The 20,942-nt window shown below is 72.8% G+C and carries 21 protein-coding genes and 1 riboswitch; of the genes, 14 read left to right on the forward strand and 7 right to left on the reverse strand.

The window, feature by feature from the left end; genetic code table 11:
- Positions 1-180 precede the first annotated feature (180 nt).
- Entirely contained in the window at positions 181-2,472 is a 2,292-nt protein-coding gene (locus BXU09_RS17105; RefSeq protein ID WP_240501462.1) for a DNA polymerase domain-containing protein, read from the forward strand.
- Between the two features lie 63 nt (positions 2,473-2,535).
- On the opposite strand, the gene BXU09_RS17110 is transcribed toward BXU09_RS17105, so the two are convergent.
- The 4 genes from BXU09_RS17110 to BXU09_RS17125 form a co-directional block, all read right to left on the reverse strand.
- Positions 2,536-3,627, reverse strand: coding sequence for a YibE/F family protein (locus tag BXU09_RS17110; RefSeq protein ID WP_240501463.1), 1,092 nt, complete (start codon positions 3,625-3,627; stop codon positions 2,536-2,538).
- Positions 3,628-3,708: 81 nt separating this feature from the next.
- On the reverse strand, positions 3,709-4,548 hold the full coding sequence (locus BXU09_RS17115; RefSeq protein WP_144012322.1) for a CopD family protein: 840 nt from the start codon (positions 4,546-4,548) through the stop codon (positions 3,709-3,711).
- Positions 4,549-4,561: 13 nt separating this feature from the next.
- The gene (locus BXU09_RS17120) at positions 4,562-4,960 is read right to left on the reverse strand and encodes a copper resistance CopC family protein (RefSeq protein WP_078305546.1); all 399 of its coding nucleotides are present in this window, start codon (positions 4,958-4,960) and stop codon (positions 4,562-4,564) included.
- Between the two features lie 80 nt (positions 4,961-5,040).
- Positions 5,041-5,496 (reverse strand): DUF1775 domain-containing protein, encoded by a 456-nt coding sequence (locus BXU09_RS17125; RefSeq protein ID WP_078305547.1) that lies wholly within the window; start codon positions 5,494-5,496, stop codon positions 5,041-5,043.
- A 1,141-nt stretch (positions 5,497-6,637) separates the two neighbouring features.
- Here BXU09_RS17125 and mbhE point away from each other — a divergent pair.
- The 13 genes from mbhE to thiD all read left to right on the forward strand — a co-directional run bounded on the left by mbhE (position 6,638) and on the right by thiD (position 18,746).
- Complete coding sequence (gene mbhE / locus BXU09_RS17130) at positions 6,638-8,947, forward strand: hydrogen gas-evolving membrane-bound hydrogenase subunit E (protein WP_346417597.1); 2,310 nt, start codon at positions 6,638-6,640, stop codon at positions 8,945-8,947.
- Entirely contained in the window at positions 8,944-9,459 is a 516-nt protein-coding gene (locus BXU09_RS17135; RefSeq protein ID WP_078305548.1) for an MnhB domain-containing protein, read from the forward strand. Before mbhE ends, BXU09_RS17135 begins: the two co-directional genes overlap by 4 nt.
- Positions 9,460-9,541: 82 nt before the next feature.
- On the forward strand, positions 9,542-9,982 hold the full coding sequence (locus BXU09_RS17140) for a Na+/H+ antiporter subunit C (protein ID WP_078305549.1): 441 nt from the start codon (positions 9,542-9,544) through the stop codon (positions 9,980-9,982).
- A 5-nt stretch (positions 9,983-9,987) separates the two neighbouring features.
- Complete coding sequence (locus BXU09_RS17145) at positions 9,988-11,541, forward strand: proton-conducting transporter membrane subunit (RefSeq protein WP_240501465.1); 1,554 nt, start codon at positions 9,988-9,990, stop codon at positions 11,539-11,541.
- Positions 11,538-12,035 carry a Na+/H+ antiporter subunit E gene (locus BXU09_RS17150; protein WP_055362544.1) on the forward strand — a complete coding sequence of 166 codons (498 nt, stop codon included), beginning with the start codon at positions 11,538-11,540 and terminating at the stop codon, positions 12,033-12,035. Before BXU09_RS17145 ends, BXU09_RS17150 begins: the two co-directional genes overlap by 4 nt.
- Positions 12,032-12,292, forward strand: coding sequence for a monovalent cation/H+ antiporter complex subunit F (locus tag BXU09_RS17155; protein WP_055362545.1), 261 nt, complete (start codon positions 12,032-12,034; stop codon positions 12,290-12,292). The genes BXU09_RS17150 and BXU09_RS17155 overlap by 4 nt, the downstream gene beginning before the upstream one ends.
- The gene (gene mnhG / locus BXU09_RS17160) at positions 12,289-12,663 is read left to right on the forward strand and encodes a monovalent cation/H(+) antiporter subunit G (protein ID WP_078305550.1); all 375 of its coding nucleotides are present in this window, start codon (positions 12,289-12,291) and stop codon (positions 12,661-12,663) included. Before BXU09_RS17155 ends, mnhG begins: the two co-directional genes overlap by 4 nt.
- A 137-nt stretch (positions 12,664-12,800) precedes the next feature.
- Positions 12,801-12,916: riboswitch (TPP riboswitch) on the forward strand.
- A 375-nt stretch (positions 12,917-13,291) separates the two neighbouring features.
- Positions 13,292-15,154 (forward strand): phosphomethylpyrimidine synthase ThiC, encoded by a 1,863-nt coding sequence (thiC, locus tag BXU09_RS17165; protein ID WP_078305551.1) that lies wholly within the window; start codon positions 13,292-13,294, stop codon positions 15,152-15,154.
- Complete coding sequence (thiE, locus tag BXU09_RS17170) at positions 15,151-15,780, forward strand: thiamine phosphate synthase (protein ID WP_078305552.1); 630 nt, start codon at positions 15,151-15,153, stop codon at positions 15,778-15,780. Before thiC ends, thiE begins: the two co-directional genes overlap by 4 nt.
- Positions 15,777-15,989, forward strand: coding sequence for a sulfur carrier protein ThiS (gene thiS / locus BXU09_RS17175; protein WP_240501467.1), 213 nt, complete (start codon positions 15,777-15,779; stop codon positions 15,987-15,989). Before thiE ends, thiS begins: the two co-directional genes overlap by 4 nt.
- A gap of 90 nt (positions 15,990-16,079) precedes the next feature.
- Complete coding sequence (locus BXU09_RS17180; protein ID WP_078305553.1) at positions 16,080-16,895, forward strand: thiazole synthase; 816 nt, start codon at positions 16,080-16,082, stop codon at positions 16,893-16,895.
- A gap of 133 nt (positions 16,896-17,028) precedes the next feature.
- Positions 17,029-17,937 carry an FAD-dependent oxidoreductase gene (locus BXU09_RS17185; RefSeq protein ID WP_078305554.1) on the forward strand — a complete coding sequence of 303 codons (909 nt, stop codon included), beginning with the start codon at positions 17,029-17,031 and terminating at the stop codon, positions 17,935-17,937.
- Positions 17,934-18,746 (forward strand): bifunctional hydroxymethylpyrimidine kinase/phosphomethylpyrimidine kinase, encoded by an 813-nt coding sequence (gene thiD, locus BXU09_RS17190; protein ID WP_078305555.1) that lies wholly within the window; start codon positions 17,934-17,936, stop codon positions 18,744-18,746. Before BXU09_RS17185 ends, thiD begins: the two co-directional genes overlap by 4 nt.
- Positions 18,747-18,755: 9 nt before the next feature.
- On the opposite strand, the gene BXU09_RS17195 is transcribed toward thiD, so the two are convergent.
- Genes BXU09_RS17195 through BXU09_RS17205 form a run of 3 tightly spaced genes read right to left on the reverse strand, consistent with a single transcriptional unit; the run spans position 18,756 to position 20,898 of the window.
- Complete coding sequence (locus BXU09_RS17195; protein ID WP_078305556.1) at positions 18,756-19,343, reverse strand: hypothetical protein; 588 nt, start codon at positions 19,341-19,343, stop codon at positions 18,756-18,758.
- Between the two features lie 59 nt (positions 19,344-19,402).
- On the reverse strand, positions 19,403-20,587 hold the full coding sequence (locus tag BXU09_RS17200) for an oligogalacturonate lyase family protein (protein WP_078305557.1): 1,185 nt from the start codon (positions 20,585-20,587) through the stop codon (positions 19,403-19,405).
- A gap of 32 nt (positions 20,588-20,619) precedes the next feature.
- Positions 20,620-20,898: a cupin domain-containing protein gene (locus tag BXU09_RS17205; RefSeq protein WP_205684178.1), complete on the reverse strand. Its 279-nt coding sequence runs from the start codon at positions 20,896-20,898 to the stop codon at positions 20,620-20,622.
- Between the last annotated feature and the right edge of the window lie 44 nt (positions 20,899-20,942).

Raw genomic sequence — 20,942 nt, forward strand, 5'->3', positions numbered from 1 at the left:
CGTACAGGAGACCTCTTCCTTGCACCTTTTGAAAGTGTCCGCACCATTGATCAGCCCTTCGCCTCGCACTTCTCGTCACCCATCGCCCCGCCTGCCGGCAGCGCCGCTCCGGGACCGGGAGGAGTCGTGCTGGCAGCTGTGATGACAGCTGTGATGGCGTCCGTTCCTATACTGCGGGCGATGGCGCCCCCTCCCCTGCCCCGACCGGGCATCGTGTCCGTTCACGCCGCGGCAGACGGGTCGGTGCACGTCTGGCGGCGTGATCCGCACAGCGGCGCCTCCCTGCGCGAGACGGGGCGGCAGCGCGGCTGGGTCTACGCCCGGAACCTCAGTGACCTGACCTACCTGGGTGACAGGCTCACGGTGTCGCCTGATCCGGCCTGCGCCCAGTCCGTCTACCACGCGCAGGACCTCGCGCCGGACCGCCCGGTGGACGCGCGGGCGTACCGGTACCTGCTGAGCGGCCCGGCGCCCCGGCAACTGGAGAGCGAGATCCAGCGCGGAGCCATGACCGCGCGGGCGCTGAAGGCCCGGCCGGCGCTGGGCGACCTCGGCGGGTACCTGCGCCTGGGGTACGCCGAGCAGTACCTGATCGCCAGCCGGCAGACGTACCATCAGGGCCTGACCTTCGATCAGCCGGTGCGGTTGCAGTTCGACCTGGAGACCACCGCGCTGAGCCCGGACGAGGGCCGCATCTTCCTGATCGCCGTGCGGGACAACCGGGGCCTGGAGACGCTGCTGGAGGCGAGGCGCGCGGCGCAGGAAGGCGAGCTGATCGGGGCGTTCCTGGAACTGGTGCAGGAACGCGATCCGGACGTGATCGAGAATCACTTCATTCACGGCTTCGACCTGCCGTTCCTGGCCGCCCGGGCCCGCCGGCACGGGATTCCCCTGCGGCTCGGCCGGGCGGGGGACGGCGTGCCCTGGACGGTGGACGACGGGAGCCGCACGCCGCTGTGGGTCTGCCCGGGCCGGGAGGTTCTGGACACGCTCGACGCCGTGCGCCGCCTGAACCTCCCGTCGAGTGGGCTGAAGGCCGCCGCGCGGCACTTCGGGGTCGCGCCGGAGGGCCGGGTGTACCTGGAGGGCGCCCAGATCGTCCAGACGTACCGCGATCAGCCCAGAGTGGTGCGGGCGTACGCGCGGCAGGACGTGCAGGAGGTGGACGCCCTGGCGCGGATCGTGCTGGCCCCGGCGTTCGCGCTGGCCCGCCTGACGCCCCGCCCGTACCACCGCCTGACGCGGGCCGGCCCGGCCAAGGGGGTGCTGGAACCGATGCTGATCCGCGCGTACGTGGAGGCGGGGCGGCCCTTCCCGGCCTCCGAGCGGGGCCACGCCGGGCCGCACCGGGGCGGGCACGTGCAACTCCACGCCGAGGGCGTGCTGCGGCACGTCGTCAAGGCGGACGTGGCGAGCATGTACCCCAGCATCATCCGCGCCGAGGGGATCGGCCCACGGCAGGACGAACTGGGGGTCTTCCACGCCACCGTGAGTGACCTGACCACGCAGCGCCTCCAGCACAAACTTGAGGCGCGCAACGCCCTGCTCAGCGAGGCCCAGCGGCGGGAACACCACGCCATGCAGGACGCCATGAAACTGGTCGTGAACGCCGCGTACGGGTACCTGGGGGCCGGGCGACTGGCGAGGCTGGGCGATCAGGAGGCGGCCGACCGGGTCACCGCGCGCGGGCGGGCCATCCTGCAGCAGGTCACGTCGGCGCTGCAGGCGCGCGGCGTGCAGCTGATCGAGTCCGACACCGACGGCGTGTACTTCAGCACCGGGGAGGACATCGGGGAGGCGGCCCAGCGGGCGCTGATCGCGCAGGTCGCCGCCGACCTGCCGGACGGAATCACCCTGGAGTTCGACGGGCGAGCGCGGGCGATGCTGAGCCATCAGGTGAAGAACTACGTGCTGCTGCGCTACGACGGCACGCTGGACCTCAGTGGCGCGTCGTTCGAATCCAGCCGTTCCGAGCGGTACGGGGCGGCCTTCCTGCGAGCGGCGCTGCAAGCCCTGTTGCAGGGCGACGTGCCGGGCGCGCAGGCGGCGTTCGAGGACACCGCGAGGCGGCTGGCGGGGCGCGAATTCACGAACGCCGACGTGAGCACCCGCGTGCGGATCGGGAAGACCCGCGAGGCGTATGAGAAAACGCGCGCCCAGCGCCGCGAAGCGCACCTGGAAGCGGCGTGGCAGGCCGGGCTGGACTTCCGGGTGGGCGACCGGATCGACCTGTACGTGCGGACCGGGCCGGGCCTGACCGCCCTGACCGACCCGGACGGGCGTGACTACGACCCGGTGCATTACCGGGCGGCGCTGGTACAGAATTACGCGACGCGCCTGCGCAAGGCGCTGGCCCCGGCCGACTGGGAACAGCTGTTCGGCGGGCGGGGCGCAGGGCTGTTCGACCGCGACGTGAAGGACATGCAGGTGGGGTGGCGGGCCGTTCGGAGCGGCGCGCAGAAGACGAATTGACAGCCACCCAGCACCGCGCGGGTGTTGCCGACGTTCACGCGCGTCAGACGGATCCCGTCCGGTTCAGCGCGCGGCCGGGTCGGTGGCGGGGTCGGTGGTCGGGTCGGTGTCGGGGTCCGCGCCGGGACGGAACATCCAGCGGGCCGCGAGGGCGGTACTGACCGGCACGACCAGCACCATGCACAGCAGGGCCAGCAGCAGGGCCGTCAGTTCCGTGAACAGGCCCTCGCCGTTCAGCTGCACCCACAGCGGCGTGGTGCGGTTGGCGCGCAGCAGGAGCAGCAGGGGCAGGGCGCCGGCCGCGTACACCAGGACCAGCACGTTCACCATGCCGGAAGCGTGGTCGGCGCCGACCTGCATGGCCTGACGGAACAGGTCGCGGCGACTGCGGGCGTGACCGGTGCGGGCCAGTGTCTCGACGGCCGAGGTCTGCGTGATGGCCACGTCGTTCATGGCGCCGAGTGCGGTCAGCATGACGCCCACGACGTACAGGCTGACGGCGTCGACCCCGTAGGAGGCCTGCGCGACGGTTGCGCCACGGTCGGAGAGGCCGGTCAGGTGACCCGCGCCGACCAGCAGCGTCAGCAGGCCGAAGCCGGCGGCCGCGCACAGCAGCAGCGCGGCCAGCGCGGCGTGACTCTTGCGGTTCAGTCCGTGCACGAAGTACACGCTGAGGGCCAGGATCAGGCCCAGGGACGGCAGGAGCGTCAGGGCGTCCGCGCCGCCGGTCAGGCGCGGCAGCAGCACCAGCCAGAGTGCGGCGAGGCACAGCCCGCTGCCCAGCAACGCCCGGAATCCCTGGAGGCCGGTGATGGTCAGGGTCGCGGTGATCAGCAGGCCCAGCAGGGCCAGCAGCAGCGGCCAGCGCAGCGGGCCTTCCAGGACGTGCTGGCCCCCGATCTCCTGGATCACGACCCGCTGACCGGGGCGGGGCTGGGATTCGGCGTACGTGACGGCCGTGACCACCTGACCGTCGTCCAGCCGGACGCGCGCCTCGCCCGGCGCGGCCGGTTGTTCGTAGGTGCCCGCGCCGTACCCGCTCAGGGCGGGCGGGGCGGGCGGGAGGGGTGCGCGCAGTGCCCACAGCGCGCCCCACGCCAGCGCGGCGCCCAGCAGGGCGGTCAACCAGGGGTGTCGGCGCATCAGGGCATTCACCGGCCCAGCGTATCCATTCCCGGCGGTTCGCCGGCCCTGCGGCGCGTCACGGCCCGGACGGGAGGCGCCGCCCGCTGCCGATCACGGGGACCGCGGCGGCGCGGCCCGTTCCGTTGCGGGCGGTTCAGGTGCGGCTCCTGTCGCGGCGGGCTCCGGCACGGGTGGAGGGAGGGTGCTCAGGACAGCGGTGGTGCCCAGCACCGTCACGAGCAGCAGCGCCTCGCGCGCCAGGGCGACCCGCGCCTGCGGTGAGCGGGCCGCGAACGCCCGGCGGACCAGCACGGCCGCGCCGACGGCCAGAGCGACCAGCGTCACCTTGACCAGCAGCGTCTGCCCGTACAGGGTGCCGGTCCACTGCGCGGGCGTGCGCAGGTGCTCGCCCGCCATCAGTAGCCCCGTGCCGGCCAGGACGATCACGCTGCCCAGCGCGGCCGGCGTGAAGCGCCGCGCGAGCGCCGTCGTGAGCGGCCGGGTCGTCACGATGGCCAGCACGCCTCCTGCCCACACGGACATGGCCAGCAGGTGCGCGGCGTGCAGCCCCCGCACCCAGGGGCCGTGCCCCGCGCCGTGCCCGGTACCCGCCGCGCCCCAGGCAAGCAGCAGCGCCGCGCCCAGCACCGGCCAGCGCGGGCGGCTGCCCAGTTCGGCGGCCAGCAGCAGCAGCGCGCCGATCAGGCCGCCCAGCATGGCCCGGCCGGTGGAGGTGCCGGTCAGGTAGTCGAGCAGGTCGGCGGGAGCGGTGAAACCCAGCGCGCCCAGGGTCAGGCTGACCTGCCCGAGCCAGCCGAGGAGCAGCAGGCCCAGGCCCGCGCCCAGCACCCGCAGGGGCGGGTGGCCCGGCGTGAGCCAGCGGCGGGTCAGCGCCCCGCCCAGCAGCAGCGCCACGCCCGCGAAGCCCAGGGCGGCCAGCACGGCGTTCACGCGGGGCGACCCTTCACCGGACGCGGAAGCTGCTGTGGCCCGAGACGGGGTGCCCGTCCTCGGAGAGGATCTTCCAGGCGATCACGTACGCGCCGGGTTTCAGGTCGGCGCGCAGCGGCACGGTCACGCGGGCCGCCAGGGCGGGAAGGGTCGCGGCGCGGTTCACGAGGCAGGCGCTGCCGGGCTTCTCGGCCAGGGCGAGCGCGGCGGCGGCCTGGGCGGTCTTCCCGGCGGGCACGGCCATCACCCGGAAGGTGGAAAAGCGCGTCTCGACCGCCTCGTTGAAGGTCAGGGTCACGGAGGCCGGGGCGGCCACGGTGGCGTTCAGGGCGGGCGTGACGCCCGTGACGGCCGTGTGCGCGCCCGCCAGAGACAGGCTGAGCGCGGCGAGCAGTGGGGTGAATCGGTGCATGGGAACCCTCCTGGGTGGGTCGAGGGGGAGGGCGGCCGCGCGCGGCGCACCCTCCCGGCCATGGTTACTTGGGGCCGTACTTACTTGACGGTGGTGCGGCCGGCCGGGCCCCTGGCGGGGTCGGCATCGTCCCACGCCACCACGCTGCCGTCACTGTACGTCTGGTACACCTTCCAGACCAGTTCGCCAGCCTGCGCCGGGTTGCGCGCCTGGAAGAAGAACCGGGCGTACTCCATGGGCGCCACGCGGCCCTTCCAGACGACCTCGGTCACCAGGCCGTCGGCGTTCTTCGTAACGGTGCGGGTGAAGCCGGGCGTCACCTGGAAGCGGCTGACGCTGACACCGGCCGGAATGACCAGCCGGATCTGGGTGGTGGCGATCTCCTTCTCGGTGGGGACGTTCAGGCGGTACGTCTCGCTCTTGCCGGCGGCGGACTCGCTGAGGCCAGCCTCGGTGCGGACGGTGGCGTGCGCGGCGGCCACGGAAATCAGGGCGGCGGCGGACAGGGAAAGCATGGAACGGATCAGGGTCTTCATGGGGTTCTCCTTGAACAGGGCAGGCCCTGCGGGCAGAGGCCTGCGGAATGGCAGGGGCCTACGGAATGGCAGAAGCCTGCGGAATGAGAGTGGCGAGCCGGAGGCTTCACACGCGTTCCGGTCGGGTGGAGGCGCGGGGCCTTGCCGTTCAGGTGGGCGCGGGTGAGCACGGCGGCGCAGGTGAGCAGGGCGGCGCGGGCTACGAGTGCCCGTCCGCAGCCGTCGGGGACGACTGACGGTGGTGCAGCGGCTCAGGCGCCGGTCAGACCGGTGGGGAACGCCGGATTCGGTATCGCCGCGCTCAGCCCAGGGCGGGGGGCGCGCGCGGGTCCGCGTGGCGGACGGCAGAAACGGCCGGTCCGGCAGGGCGGACGGCCGCAGGAGCGACCGGGGCGGTCGCAGGGGAAGGACAGTGGCGGGCGCGGCAGTCAGCGCGAAGCCGGCCGTCAGGCAGAAGGGACAGTGGGGGGCCACGTGATCCGCGTGGGTGGGCGGGGCGTTCGGGGCGGCGTCGGTCGGGGCGTGCCCCGCATGGCTGGCTGGCGCGTGACTGCCCGGCGTACGGCTCCCAGATACGTGATCGGCAGCCCCGTGATCCCCGTGATCGGCAACCCCGTGACCGGGCATGTGGTCGGCCGCATGATCGGTCTGGAGCTGGGCGGCGCTGCCTGCCGGGGCCGACGCCTGGAGCGCGGACTGGCTCACGACGGGCTGGCTGACGGGGGGCGGGGTCAGGCCCAGACCGCCCGCGCCGGGGGTGCGGGTCAGGTGCATCAGGGACGCCACGAGCGTCAGCAGGACCAGCACGCACCGCTCCACGGCACGGACCGTGAAGGGAGAATGTGCGCGCCGGGAGTGCATCGCGGGTCACGATAGCGCGACGCCCAGGTGAGAATGTCCTGCGCAGCGTCCGGCAGCGCGAGGCCCGGCCTTCCGGTGCAGTTCAGGTACGGGCATGGGGGGGCCGTTCCTCCGTAGACTACAGACCGGTCGGGCCGGCACGGTCCGAGGACGACGCGCAGAACTGGAGGGGGACAGTTTCGGGTGAAGCCTGGACAGCGGCGCACCTGTGTCGAGAGGAGGCACATGAGATGAACAGACAACGGACCTTACCGCCCGGTGCCTGCGCGGCGGACGTGACATGGGACTGATGACGGCGGCCGTGGCGCTGCCGTTCCTGATGGCGGCCGTGTGCGCGGCGCTGGCCGGACGGCTGGGCCGCGCGACGGGCGTGCTGGCGGCGCTGGCGTTCGTGCCGGCGCTACTGCTGGCCTCCCGCACGGGCGGCGATCCGCTGAGCGAGACGACCCGCTGGGTGCCGGACCTGGGCCTGAACCTGGTGTTCCGCGGGGACGGGTTCTCGCTGATGTTCGCGGTGCTGATCGGCGTGATCGGCACGCTGGCGAGCCTGTACTCGGTGACGTACCTGTCGGACCGTGAGCGCTTCGGGCGGTTCTACCCGTACCTGCTGGCGTTCGGCGGGTCGATGCTGGGGCTGGTCCTGAGTGACAACCTCGCGGCGCTGTTCGCGTTCTGGGAGATGACCAGCGTCACGAGTTTCCTGCTGATCGGCCTGTGGCACACCCGCAGTTCGGCGCGTGACGGGGCGGTCAAGGCCTTCCTGATCAGCGCGCTGGGCGGCCTGGCGCTGCTGGCGGCCGTGGTGATGCTGGGACTGGCGGGCGGCAGCGCGCAACTGTCGCAGCTGGACCTGGACGCGGTGCGGGCCTCACCGCTGTTCGTGCCGGCGCTGCTGCTGACCGTGCTGGCCGCCGCGACGAAGTCCGCGCAGCTGCCGTTCCACCTGTGGTTGCCGACGGCCATGGAAGCCCCGACGCCCGTGTCGGCGTTCCTGCACTCGGCGACGATGGTCAAGGCGGGCGTGCTGCTGGTCGCGAAGTTCGGGTTGATCTTCTCGGTGAGTCCGCTCTGGAGTGGGCTGCTGGTGCCGCTGGGACTGGCGACCATGGTGTGGGGCGCGTGGCTGGCGCTGCGGCAGAACGACCTCAAGGCGCTGCTGGCGTACTCGACGGTGTCGCAGCTGGGCCTGCTGGTCAGTCTGTACGGCGTGGCGGACGCCGAGGGCCGTTTCGCGGCGACGACGCACCTGCTGAACCACGCGGCGTTCAAGGCGGCGCTGTTCTTCGTGGTGGGCATCATCGATCACGAGACCGGCACGCGGGACGTGCGGCGCCTGTCGGGCCTGCGCCGGGCGCTGCCGGTCACGTTCGCCGTGGCCGCGCTGGCGGCCCTGAGCATGGCGGGCCTGCCGCCGCTGGGCGGCTTCCTGAGCAAGGAACTGTTCTACGAGACCATGTGGCACCAGGGACCGCTGTTCCTGGTGGTGGCGGTCGCCGGGGGCGCGCTGACCTTCGCGTACAGCGCGCGGCTGCTGCGGGTGTTCACTGGTGAGTTGCGCGCCCCGAAGGTGCCGCACGAGGCGGGCGCGGGCCTGACGGTCCCGGCGGCGCTGCTGGCCGGCGCGGCCCTGCTGATGGGTCTGTGGCCGGCCCTGACCGAGACGCTGACCCGCACGGCGCAGACGGCGCTGGCGTTCGGGTCGTACGGGGGGCACATCCGCTGGTGGCATGGCGTGACGCCCGCCCTGCTGGGCACGCTGGTCACCTGGGCGCTGGGCGCGGCGCTGGTGTGGCGCGCGCCGGCCGTGCAGCGCCTGCAGGAACGCCTGACGCCGCTGTGGAACGCCAACCTGTCGTACGTGCTGATCCTGACGCTGCTGAACACCCTGGCGAGCCGCGTGATCGCGCGCACGCAGGGGCTGGCGCTGCCGGACCAGCTGCGCCTGAGCCTGGGCGCGTCCGCCCTGATCGGCGGGTACGCCGTGTGGCAGGCCCCGCAGGTACTGCCCCGGCTGGAGGCCGTGCCGCTCGAGGCGCTGCCGGTCGCGGCGCTGCTCGTGGCGGGCGCGGTGGGCGTGGCCCTGTCCCGCAACCGCCTGACGGCGGTCGTCCTGACCGGCCTGACCGGGTTCGGGAGCGCCGTGTCGTTCCTGCTGATGCGCGCCCCGGACCTCGCGCTGACGCAGCTGCTGGTCGAGACGGTCACGGTGATCCTGTTCCTGCTGGTGTTCCGGTTCCTGCCGGGCGTGCGGGACCTGCCGCGCACCCGCGGCCGCCTGGGCCTGGACCTGCTGCTCTCGGCGGGCGCGGCGGTGGGAGCCACGCTGCTGGTCATGGCCAGCCTGCGCTTCCTGGCGCCGCCGATCTCGCCGTACTACCTGCTCAACTCGTACAAGGAGGGCGGCGGGAAGAACGTCGTGAATGTCATCCTGGTGGATTTCCGTGGCTTCGACACGCTGGGTGAGATCACGGTCGTGGCGGTCGTGGCGCTCGCCGTGGGCGCGCTCGTGCGCCTCGGGCGGCCCGGACAGGCCCCGCCGGAAGTGGACGCCGAACAGCTGGCCGCGCCGGCCCCGCGGAGCAAACCGTGAGCGGGGGACGCAAGGGCCGCAGCGGGAAACGCCCCGCTCCCCGCCCCGGCCCCACGGCCCGGCCGAACGCCCTGACCGACGTGGGCGACCCGGTCCTGCGGGTCGTGAGCCGCGCGGCGTTCGCGCTGGTGATGCTGCTCACGGCGCTGCTGCTGTGGCGCGGGCACAACGCGCCGGGCGGGGGGTTCATCGCGGGCCTCATGACCGCCTGCGCGCTGATCCTGCACCGCGTCGCGAACGGACGCTGCGCGCTGAACTTCCCGCCGCTGGTCCTGGTGCCGTGGGGGCTGGCACTGTCGTTCACGACCGGACTGGTGCCGTACCTGCTGGGCCGCGCGTACCTGAAAAGCGACTACGGGTACGTGAGTACCCCCCTGACCGGCGAGTTCGAATGGGCGACCGCGCTGCTGTTCGACGTGGGCGTGTACCTGATCGTGGCCGGCTCGGCCCTGCACATCGCCTACCAACTGATCGACGTGAACCCGCGCGAGCGGGTGGAGGACGACCGATGACCCACCTTTCCCGGACCCCGACCCGCCCACCGGGCGCCGCGCAGGGCCGCCCGCACCACACCTTACCCACCCGGAGGCCGGCATGGAACCGCTGTTCGCGCTGCTGATCGGCGTGCTGGTCGGCACCGGCGTGTTCCTGCTACTGTCACGCACCATCATCCGGGTGGTGCTGGGGCTGGCGTTCATCGCGTACGGCGTGAACCTCGCCATCCTGACGGTCGCCGGACTGCGGCCGGACGCGCCGCCCATCCTGACGCTGAAAGGACCGTACGTGGACCCGCTGCCGCAGGCGCTGGTCCTGACCGCCATCGTGATCGGGTTCGCCACGACCGCGCTGCTGCTGACCGTCGCCCTGCGCGCCTACCAGGTCGCCGGGCACGACGACGTGGAGGCCTTCGGGGACAGCCTCGCCCGCGATCCGGACAGCCCGGACGGCCTGGACGCCGACGCCAGCCACCTCGGTCCGGACGAACCGACCCCCCCCCGGACCTCCACCCGCCGCGCGGCCCGGAGGTCCGCGTGAACGGCGTGACGACCTCCTGGCTGCCGCTGGCGCCCATCCTGGTGCCGCTGGGGCTGGGCATCCTGCTGCTGGCCCCGATGGGTCCGCGTGCCCGCGCGGGGCTGGCCCTCACGTCCGCGGCGCTGACGCTGCTGTGCTCGGCGCTGCTGCTGTCGGCCGTGTGGAACGGCGCGGTGCTCGTCAGTGAGCTGGGCGCGTGGCCCGCCCCGTTCGGAATCGTCATGACCGCCGACCGCCTGGGCGCGTTCATGAGCGTGCTGGCGTCCGTGTCGGCGCTGCTGGCGACCTGGGCGGCACTCGTCAACCCGGACCGCGTGCGCGAACGCCACCACCTGTTCACACTGATGGGCGTGCTGTTCGCCGGCGTGCAGATGTCATTCCTGACCGGCGACCTGTTCAACCTGTTCGTGGCCTTCGAGGTGATGCTGGTCGCCAGTTACGCCCTGGCGGTCCTCGGGTCCACCCGCGAGCAGCTGCGCGAGGGCTTCCGGTACATCGTGATGAACCTCGCGGCGTCCGCGCTGCTGGTGCTGGCCTGCGGCCTGACGTACGGCGCGCTGGGCACACTGAACTTCGCGCACCTCGCGCAGCGCAGCGCGGAACTCGGCCCGAACGCCACGGTCAGCGCCATCAGCGTGCTGCTGCTGCTGGTGTTCGCCGCCAAGGGCGCGCTGTTCCCGCTGGGCTTCTGGCTGCCCGGCACGTACCCGGCGCTGCCCGCCGCGACCGGCACGTTCTTCGCGGCGATCCTGACCAAGGTCGGCGCGTACGCCCTGATCCGGGTGTTCACGACCGTGTTCACGCAGGACCCGGCACTGCCGCAGACGCTGCTGCTGATCCTGGGCAGCGTCACCATGCTGTACGGCGCGCTCGGGATGCTCAGCCAGCGCGAGTGGCGCTCGGTGCTGTCGTTCACGGTGGTCAGTTCCGCCGGGTACGTCGCGTTCGGACTGGGCCTGGGCACGCCACTCGCGCTGCGCGCCACGCTGACGTACCTCGCGGTCAGCGTGGCCGTCACCGCCGCGCTGTTCCTGATCGCCGCGGTGGCCGAGCGGGCCGCCGGGACCCGTAACGTCCGCGCGCGCGGCTTCCTGGACGAGAACCCCTGGCTGGCCGGGGCGTTCCTGCTGTGCGCCCTGACGGCCGCCGGGCTGCCCCCCACCGCCGGATTCATCGCGAAGTTCGCGCTCGTGCAGGCCGGCGTGCAGAGCGGCACCGCGCTCGCGTGGGTGGCCGTCACCTGCGCGCTGCTGGCGAGCCTCGTGACGCTGCTGGCGCTGCTGAACATCTGGCGCGGCTTCTTCTGGGGCGAGGCGACCGGCACCCGGCCCGCGCCCGCCCCGCGCGGCACGCGCCTGCCCGCCTACGCGGCGTCCGCGCTGGTCGCGGCGCTCGCCGTGGGCGGCGGCTCCCTGCTGTCCTTCACCGGGGCCGCCGCCAGCGAACTGCGCGGCGACAGTTACGTGCGCGGCGTGCTGGGCACAGGCCCGGTCGTCATCCCCGACGCGCCCGCCGGAGATCAGCCAGACGGAGAGCGACCGGCCGGAGAGCAACCATGAGGGGCGTGGCGCTGAACCTGCTGCTGGCCGTCACCTGGGCGCTGTTCGCCGGTCAGGTCGCCGTGCGCGAACTACTCGTCGGGTTCCTGGTGGGCTTCGGGATCCTGGCGCTGTTCCCGCGCGCGCTCGGCACGGCCGGATACGTGCGGCGCAGCCTCGCCACCCTGCGCTTCACGGGCTTCTTCCTGAAGGAACTCTCGCTCGCGAACGTACAGGTGGCGCTGCTGGCCCTGCACCCCCGCCCGCCGCTGAACCCCATGATCGTCGCGTACCCCATGCGCCTCGAGGGCGAGACGGCGCAGACGCTGCTGGCCGCCACCATCACCCTGATGCCCGGCACGGTCGCCATGGGCTTCGACGACGAACGCCGCGTGCTGTACGCGCACGCCATCGGCCTGCCCGGCGCGGCCGAGGCGCGCGACTCCATCCGGCGGGTCGAGGACGCCCTGCTGCCGGTCCTGACCCGCCGCGCCACCCCGGAGGTCCACCCGTGATCCTGAACCTGGCCCTCGTCATCGTGACGCTCTCCACCCTGCTCGTCGCGGCGCGCGTCCTGCGCGGCCCCAGCTGGGGCGACCGCATCATGGCCTTCGACTTCCTGAGCGTGAACCTGATCGTCCTGATCGTCCTGATCGCCGTGAAGACCCGCCTGCTGGTCGTGCTAGACGCCGCGCTGGTCCTGAGCCTGCTGGGCTTCCTGACCACCGTTGCCCTGACCCGCTACCTGCTGACCGGCCGGGTGATGCGGTGAACGACTTCAGTCCGCTGCGCGACATTCCCATCCTGATCGGGTCGTTCTTCGTCCTGACCGCCGCCATCGGCGTGCTGCGCTTCCCCGACCTGTACACCCGCCTGCACGCCAGCAGCAAACTCGTCACGCTCGGCTCGGCCGGCATCTTCCTCGGCGCGGCGCTCGAACTGACCGAGGCGGCCGCCTTCACGCGGCTCGCCGCGACCCTGCTGTTCCTGTTCCTGACCACACCCCTAAGCGCGTACCTGATCGCGCAGGCCGCGTACCTGCGCGCCCTGCCGCCTCACCTGAGCGGCCCGGACGAATGGAATCAGCTGGGCAGGCACCCGCAACCCGGCGACGAACCCCCCCGCGACGACCCCGCCGACTGATACGGCGCGGGCATCACGGCGGAGGCAGGCCCTGACGGCTGCCTCCGCCTTTCCGTGTCCCGGTTTCGCCTGTTCCGGTCGTCGGGCCGCCCGGATCGGGGGCCGCTTGACGTGCGCGGGGGGCGGTGTACACTCGGGGCAGTCACCAGGGGTGCCGTGCCCGCGCGTTGCGGGCGGCTGAGAGAACGTCGTGTTCAACCCTAGGAACCTGATCTGGTTTGTACCAGCGGAGGGAGCGTGACGGGTGCCGAAACAGTTGTCGTGTTTCGCCCCCCTCCGACGCGTGAGGGGGGCGTTTTTTGATTGCCAGACCAGTGACCTGACCGGCGGGACCGCGCCGCCGCCTGCCCGGCGGCCTGCCCGGACCCTGCCTCTCCCCTGTCTGTTTCTGCCTGATACGGATTCCGTTTGTTTCGCTGACAGATCGGAACACCACCGATCTGCCAGCTCCACGTCCGGAACCCGTTTTTCTCCTACTCGCTCCGCTCGGATTGAACGGGCTTTGCAGCCCATTCAATCGGAGTCCGTATGACCCGGCGCTGCCTGCCGTGTCCGGCCGGAGTCGTGTTCCGGACGCCCCTGTGCGCGTCCGGCGGCCCTGTCCTGTTCCCATTTTCCTGGAGTTCCCATGACCACCCTGACCGACCCTGCCCCCGAAGCCCTGACGATCCTCGACCCGGAACTGACCGCGCCGTTCCCGAACAGCGAGAAGGTGTACCTGACCGGCACGCTGCATGCGGGCGTGCGGGTGCCGGCGCGGCGCATCCGGCAGTCACCGACCCTGGAACGCGTGGGCGACCTGACCCGCACGGTGCCGAACCCGGCCCTGCTCGTGCCGGATACGAGCGGGCCGTACACGGACGCCCGCCTGAGCGTGGACCTGCGCGCCGGGCTGGGGCACGCGCGGCCCTGGCTGGCCGGGGACGCCCGCCTGGAACTGGCGCGGGAGCGGCATCACCCGGCGCTGGACCTCAGCGGGCCGCTGCCGTTTCCGCGCGTACCCCGCCCGCGCCGCGCCCGCCCCGGCGCGGGCATCACGCAGCTTCAGGCGGCGCGGCGCGGCGAGATCACCCCCGAGATGGAGTTCGTCGCCCTGCGCGAGGCGCTGCGGCAGGAGACGGACTTCGACCTGACCCACCAGCATCCCGGTCAGGGGTTCGGGGCGGCCATTCCGCGCGAGATCACGCCGGAATTCGTGCGCGCCGAGGTCGCGCGGGGCCGCGCGGTGATCCCCGCGAACATCAACCACCCGGAACTGGAACCCACCGTGATCGGGCGGAACTTCCGGGTGAAGATCAACGCGAACCTCGGCACCAGCATCGTGACCAGCTCCATCGAGGAGGAGGTCGGGAAGATGATCTGGGCGACCCGCTGGGGCGCGGACACGGTCATGGACCTCTCGACGGGTCGGCACATCCACCCGACCCGCGAGTGGATCGTCCGGAACAGCGCCGTGCCGGTTGGGACCGTGCCCATCTATCAGGCGCTGGAGAAGGTGGGTGGCGTCGCCGAGGACCTGACCTGGGACGTGTACCGCGACACGCTGATCGAGCAGGCCGAGCAGGGCGTGGACTACATGACCGTCCACGCGGGTGTGCGCCTGGCGCACCTGCCGCTGACCGCGCGGCGGCGCACCGGAATCGTGTCGCGCGGGGGGAGCATCCTCGCCAAGTGGTGCCTCGCGCATCACCGCGAGAACTTCCTCTATACCCACTTCGCGGACATCTGCGAGATCCTCGCCGCGTACGACATCACCTTCAGCCTCGGGGACGGCCTGCGCCCCGGCAGCATCGAGGACGCGAACGACGCCGCGCAGTTCGCGGAACTGGACACCCTGGGCGAACTCACCCGCGTCGCGTGGAACCACGGCGTGCAGACCATGATCGAAGGCCCCGGCCACGTCCCCATGCAGCTGATCCGCGAGAACATGACCCGGCAGCTGGACGTGTGCCAGGAAGCGCCGTTCTACACGCTGGGGCCGCTGACGACCGACATCGCGCCCGGCTACGACCACATCACGTCCGCCATTGGCGCGGCGCAGATCGCGTGGTACGGCACCGCCATGCTGTGTTACGTCACGCCGAAGGAGCACCTGGGCCTCCCGGACCGGCAGGACGTGCGTGACGGCGTGATCGCGTACCGCATCGCCGCGCACGCCGCCGACCTCGCCAAGGGCCACCCCGGCGCGCAGGCCCGCGACAACGCCCTGAGTAAGGCGCGGTTCGAGTTCCGCTGGGAGGACCAGTTCAACCTGTCCCTGGACCCGCTGAAGGCCCGCGCGCTGCACGACGAGACGCTGCCCGCCGACGCGGCGAAGACCGCGCACTTCTGCTCCATGTGCGGCCCGCACTTCTGCTCCATGAAACTCAGCCACGACCTGCGCGCCCCCGACGTGCTGGCCGGACTGGAGGAGAAAGCCCGCGAGTTCCGCGCGCTGGGCGGCGAGGTGTACGTGCCCCGCCAGGAACAGGCACCGGAGGGAGAGGCGTGAAGCTCGGCCGCCTGTACCTGGTGGCCACGCCCCGCGCCGGGCAACCGGAACCCGAATTCCTGGCGCGCCTTGAGGCTGCGCTGGACGGCGGCGTGGACACCCTGCAACTGCGCTGCAAGGACTGGGAGGCGGGGGCCTACATCGCGCTGGGTGAGCGGGTGGCGGCGCTGGCCCGCGCGCGCGGCGTGCCCCTGTTCATCAACGACCGCGTGGACGTCGCCGCCGCGTGCGGGGCGGACGGCGTGCACCTGGGGCAGGGGGACCTGCCGCCCGCCTGGGCGCGCAGGCTCGTACCGGGGCTGCCCCTGGGCCTGAGCACGCACGCGCCCGCGCAGGCGCACGCCGCGCTGGCCGACGCCCCCGCTTACATCGCCGCCGGGCCGGTGCACGCCACGCCCACCAAACCGGGCCGCGCGCCCGCCGGACTGGCCTACGTGCGCGCGGTGGCCGCACTGAATCCGCCGCTGCCCTGGTACGCCATCGGCGGGATCGACGCCAGCACCATCCACGAGGTGCTGGCGGCCGGGGCGACCCGCGTGGCGGTCGTGCGGGCCGTCCTCGACGCGCCCGACCCCGCGCAGGCCGCATCTGACCTGCTCGGGACGTTGCGGGGGGCGCCCGCGTGACCCGCCCCACCACCCTGACCGTGAACGGCGAGACCCGGCCCCTCACGCCCGGCCTGACCCTGCCCGCCCTGCTGCGCGACCTGAACGTGAACCCGGCGCGCGTGGCGGTCGCCGTGAACGACGACTTCTACCCCGGCGCCCGCGCGCCGGAACGCACCCTGGAGGCCGGAGATGTCATCGAGATCGTCCGAATTATCGGGGGGGGCTGACATGGCCTCTGACCCCGAGCGGCGCGAGCAGGCACAGGTGCAGGTTCTCCATTCCGCAGAACCTGCGCGTTCATCCACCGGAGGTTCGTCATGAAGCAGAATCCACACACGCCCGACCCCTTCACCCTCGGCGGCAAGGTGTTCACCTCGCGCCTGATGACGGGCACGGGGAAGTTCACGGATTTCGGCGTGATGCGCGAGGCGCTCGCCGCGAGCGGGTCGCAGATCGTGACCGTCGCCATCCGCCGCGTCGAACTGAAGGCGCCGGGGCATGACGGGCTGCTGGACGCCCTCGACTGGGACGCCGTGCAGCTGCTGCCGAACACCGCCGGGTGCCGCACGGCCGACGAGGCGCTGCGCGTGGCGCGGCTGGCGCGCGTGGCGACCGGCGTGAACTGGATCAAGCTGGAGGTCATCCCGGACGCCCGTTACCTGCTGCCGGACCCGGTCGGCACACTCCGCGCCGCCGAAGCCCTGGCCGCCGACGGGTTCACGGTGCTGCCGTACGTGCAGGCGGACGCGGTGCTGGCCCGCGCGCTGGAGGACGCGGGCTGCGCCGCCGTGATGCCCCTGGCGAGCCCCATCGGCTCCGGGCGCGGCCTGCGTAGCCCGGAACTGCTGCGGACCGTGCTGGACGGCGCGCGCGTCCCCATCGTCGTGGACGCGGGCCTGGGCGTCCCGAGCGACGCGGCGCAGGCGCTGGAACTCGGCGCGGACGCCGTGCTGGTCAACACCGCGATTGCCGAGGCGCGCGATCCGGTCGGCATGGCCCACGCCTTCGCGCTGGGCGTGCAGGCGGGCCGCGCGGCGTTCCTTGCGGGGCGCATGCCCGAGCGCGAGCATGCCAGCCCCAGCAGCCCGCTGGGCGGGGTGGTGCGCCTGCCCGACCCGGAAGTGCCGGTATGAGGCTGACTCCGATTGAAAGGTTCGCAGAACCGCGTCCATCCGAGCGGATGCGAGTAGGAGTAGAGCGGATTCAGGGCGTGAAGTTGGCGACCCGGTGGTGTTCCGGGTTGCCGACGGAACAGACGGAATCCGCATGAGGTCGCGGGAGGTGGTCGTGGTGGGCGGCGGCCTGATCGGGTCGCTGGCAGCGTTCACGCTGCGCCGGGCGGGTGCGGACGTGCTGGTGCTGGACGCGGACCGGCCGGGGGCGGCGTGGCAGGCGGCGGCGGGCCTGCTCACCCCGGACGGCGAGCGGCTGCGCGGCACGCCGCTGCACGCGGACGCGCTGGAAGGGCTGCGCCGCTGGCCTGCGCTGGCGGCGGCGCTGGAACGCTCTGGCGTGCCGGTGCACCTGCGGCCCGGCGTGACGCGCCTTCAGGCGGGCGGCAGGGTGCAGGTCACGCCGGGCGAGGCGAGCCTGCACCCGCCGTCGGTGGTGCGCGCGGCCCGGCGGGGGCTGGAGGTGGTGGCCGCGCAGGTCCAGGCCCTCGTGCCGTCGGGCGGCGGGGTGCGGGTGCGGACGGACGTGGGCGACTGGTACGCCGGGCGGGTGGTCCTGGCGGCGGGCGCGTGGAGCGGCGCGTTCGGCGTGCCGGTGGGGGCGCGGCAGGGGCAGGCGCTGCTGCTGCGCGGCGCTCCCGATATCGGCGCACGCTACGGCCCGCCCGCGCGGGGCTTCTCCCGCTACGCGCTGTCCCGCCCGGACGGCCTGTACGTCGGCGCGACCAGCCGCGACACCTGGACCACCACGCCCGACGCCCACGCGGCCTGCTGGCTGCGCGGCGCCGCCCGGACACTCGTGCCCGGCGCAGGCGGGGCGGAGGTCGCGGCGCACCTCGTGGGCCTGCGCCCGGTCACCCCGGACGGGTGGCCGCTGGTCGGGCCGCACCCGACCCTGCCGGGCGTGCTGGTCGCGGCGGGGCACGGGCGGCACGGCGCGCTGCTCGCCCCGGTCACGGCGGCGCGGGTGCTGGCGCTGGTGGGGCAGGGGGTAAGCGCATGACGGTCCCGGTCGCACTGACCGTCGCCGGGTCGGATTCCGGGGGCGGGGCGGGCATCCAGGCGGACCTGAAGACCTTCGAGGCGCACGGCGTGTACGGCGCGAGCGTCCTGACCCTGATCACCGCGCAGAACACGCGGGGCGTGCAGGCCGCGCACGCCCTGCCGCCCGAACTGGTGGCGGCGCAGCTGCGCTCCGTACTGGACGATTTCCCGGTCGCGGCCGTCAAGACGGGCGCACTGGGCAACGCCGGGCTGATCCGCGCGGTGGCGGACGCCCTGCGGGGCCGGGAGCTGCCGCTGGTCGTCGATCCGGTCATGCTCGCCAAGAGCGGGGACGCCCTGCTGGACAGCGGCGCCCTGCACGCCCTGCTGCACGAACTGCTGCCCCTGGCGACACTGGTCACCCCGAATGTCCCCGAGTGGGAGGCGCTGCGGGCGGCGGGCGCGGCCGACACCCTCCCGCTGCTGCTCAAGGGCGGGCACGCGCCGGGCGAGACCGTCACGGACAGGCTGAGCGCCCACGGGCACCGCCTGACCCTCTGTGCTCCGAGGCAGCGCACCCGGCACACGCACGGCACGGGCTGCACGCTGTCGGCGGCGATCACCGCGAACCTCGCACGCGGCCTGGCCCTGCCGGACGCGGTGCGCGCGGCGCACACGTATCTTCAGGCGGCCATCCGCGCCGCGCCGGGCCTGGGCGACGGTCACGGCCCGCTGGGGCATCACGCCGCCGGACTGGCAGGGCGGTCACCGTGCGTCGCGCCTGGACCGGTCACGACGGTTTCCAGCTCCGGCCCGGGCCAGAACTGAACACCGCGGTCAGGCCGACACGGCCATCGCGGCTTCCTCGGTCACGTCGTCCCAGCCGAGGGTCAGGTCGCTGAGCGGCACGAAATTCAGGTCGCCCATGGCGGCGCGCAGCTGTTCCGTCCAGGCGTCCACGCGGTCCTGCGCCTCACGGACCGCGTGCGGGGTCGGGGCGCGCCACAGGCGGAAGGATCTGGCGGGGCGGGTCTGTTCCCGTTGCTGCTCGTCGAGCGCGCCCGCCAGTCCCCAGGTGGCAGTCACGACCCGGTCGACCAGTCCGTGACTTTCGAGTTCGTGGGTGTTGCCGCCACCGGTCAGGGCGCGCAGCGTGACCGGGTCGCTGCCCAGCGGGGACGCGCAGCGGGTGTGCAGGTGCTGGGTGTGCGCCAGGTCGGTGTGCAGCCCGATGCTGGCCGCCGGCCGGTACAGCCGCTCGCCACGCGCGGCGACGAAGGCCGGCGCACGTCCCGGTCCCTGCGGGTCGGCCAGGGCGATCACGCGCAACCAGTGACCCTGGGAGCGGTGCGCGTGAATCACCGTGATGGCCTGAGCGGCGCGGTACATGACGTCATCAGTGGCCAGAAGCTGCTCGGGGAACATACCCGCACGGTACGGGGGCGGGTCGCACAAAAGCCTTAAAGGCGCCAGATGAAGGGCGTTCAGGGGTGGGGTAGCCGGGCGAGGTACAGCGCGGGTTCGCCGTGCATGTCGCTGGTGAACAGCACGGCCTGCTCGTCGGGCGTGAAGGACGGGTGAGGGTGCGTGACCTGCCGGCTGCCCAGGTGGACCCGCCACGACGAGTGGTGGCCGGCCAGGGGGCGGCTGGTGCGGGTACGCAGGTCGAACAGGTGCAGGAAAGGGTCGGGTTCGAACTGGTGAGCGCTGGCGTCGGCGACGTCCTCGGGAGGGCCGCTGCCGTCCCCGACGAGCAGCGTGCCGTCAAAGTTACTCATGAGGTGCGAGCAGGGCGGCATGGTCATCAGGGTCTCGTTCGTCAGGGTGTCGGGGTCGGCGGCGCAGATCAGGCGGTCGCGCTGCCCGGCGCGGTACAGCACGTAGATCAGCCGGGAGCCGTCGGGCACCCAGAACTCGTGCGTGCAGGACTCGCCGGGCACGTGTGGCCGCACGGGACGGGGGTGCCGGCCGTCCCCGTCGATCAGCCACATGCGCTGCTGCACGAGGTCGTGCGGCCCCTCGTGGCAGTACGCGACGGTGGGCGCGCGGACGCCGGCCGGGCCGCTGTTCGGTGGGTCGGGCCGGTACATGGGGTGGCCCAGCCAGCGGGCCTCCTGGTGGATGACCTGCGCCTGCCCGCTGCGCAGGTCGATGACGATCAGGCGGCAGCGCGGGTTGCGATGGAAGGTGTCGCGGAAGCCCGCCCAGCTGTCGAGTGGCAGCAGGTCCCCCTCGGCGACCTCGATGCCGACCATGTGCGTGCACTCGCTGTTCGCGACCCAGGTGCCGTAGCCGCGCTGGCCGTCCGGGACGGTGTACACGACGTCCTCGCGCAGGGTGTCCAGGTGCACGCGGCGCAGTTCACGGCCCGCCTTGACGTAGTACGCGGCGCGGTCGTCGGGACTCAGGAACGCGCCGAAGGTGTTGTCGCCGGGGCCCTCGGTCAACTGCCGGGCCTGCTGGGTCGCGAGGTCCAGCAGGTAGAGGTTCCAGTCACCGTCGAACAGACCGCCGAACAGCAGCCGGTCACCGCCCTGCGTGAAGCAGCGCTGGTAGAAATACGTGCGGTGGCAGGTGACGTCGCTCGGCGTGAGGCGCGTGACGGCCGCGCCGGTGTCCGGGTCGGTGAAGGTATGGGGGGTCAGGGAGCGGAGCTGGCCTTTGGGCACGGGAAGCCTCGATTGCAGGAGTGCGGGCGGGGTCAGGGACCGACGAGGTCCTCGCGGACGGGCGTGAACATGTCCAGCAGTTCCCCGTCGCTGACGGCGAGCGCCTCGTGCGGCACGCCGCCGGGAATGCTGAGGCTGTCCCCGGCGTGCAGGGTGTGGCGGGTGTCGCCCAGCACGAACTCGAAGGTGCCGGACAGGACCAGGGTCAGCTGCTCGTGCGGGTGGTCGTGGCGGGCGCCGCGCGCGCCGCGTTCGAACCGGACCTGCATGGCCATCAGCTGCTGCCCGCGCGCGGCGAGTCGGCGGGTCACGCCGGGTTCGGCGGGCGACCAGTCGGCGCCCAGGATCGGGGGGG

It is taken from the genome of Deinococcus sp. LM3 (genome assembly GCF_002017875.1).
Classification (GTDB): Bacteria; Deinococcota; Deinococci; order Deinococcales; family Deinococcaceae; genus Deinococcus.

Excerpts from the sequence above, each read along its gene's own strand:
- thiC (WP_078305551.1), top strand. The coding sequence starts at position 13,292 with ATGACCACCCTGACCGACCCTGCCCCCGAAGCCCTGACGATCCTCGAC.
- BXU09_RS17125 (WP_078305547.1), bottom strand. The coding sequence starts at position 5,496 with ATGAAGACCCTGATCCGTTCCATGCTTTCCCTGTCCGCCGCCGCCCTG.
- BXU09_RS17195 (WP_078305556.1), bottom strand. The coding sequence starts at position 19,343 with ATGTTCCCCGAGCAGCTTCTGGCCACTGATGACGTCATGTACCGCGCC.
- BXU09_RS17120 (WP_078305546.1), bottom strand. The coding sequence starts at position 4,960 with ATGCACCGATTCACCCCACTGCTCGCCGCGCTCAGCCTGTCTCTGGCG.
- BXU09_RS17105 (WP_240501462.1), top strand. The coding sequence starts at position 181 with ATGGCGCCCCCTCCCCTGCCCCGACCGGGCATCGTGTCCGTTCACGCC.
- BXU09_RS17185 (WP_078305554.1), top strand. The coding sequence starts at position 17,029 with ATGAGGTCGCGGGAGGTGGTCGTGGTGGGCGGCGGCCTGATCGGGTCG.
- BXU09_RS17150 (WP_055362544.1), top strand. The coding sequence starts at position 11,538 with ATGAGGGGCGTGGCGCTGAACCTGCTGCTGGCCGTCACCTGGGCGCTG.
- BXU09_RS17180 (WP_078305553.1), top strand. The coding sequence starts at position 16,080 with ATGAAGCAGAATCCACACACGCCCGACCCCTTCACCCTCGGCGGCAAG.
- thiD (WP_078305555.1), top strand. The coding sequence starts at position 17,934 with ATGACGGTCCCGGTCGCACTGACCGTCGCCGGGTCGGATTCCGGGGGC.
- BXU09_RS17140 (WP_078305549.1), top strand. The coding sequence starts at position 9,542 with ATGGAACCGCTGTTCGCGCTGCTGATCGGCGTGCTGGTCGGCACCGGC.
- mbhE (WP_346417597.1), top strand. The coding sequence starts at position 6,638 with ATGGGACTGATGACGGCGGCCGTGGCGCTGCCGTTCCTGATGGCGGCC.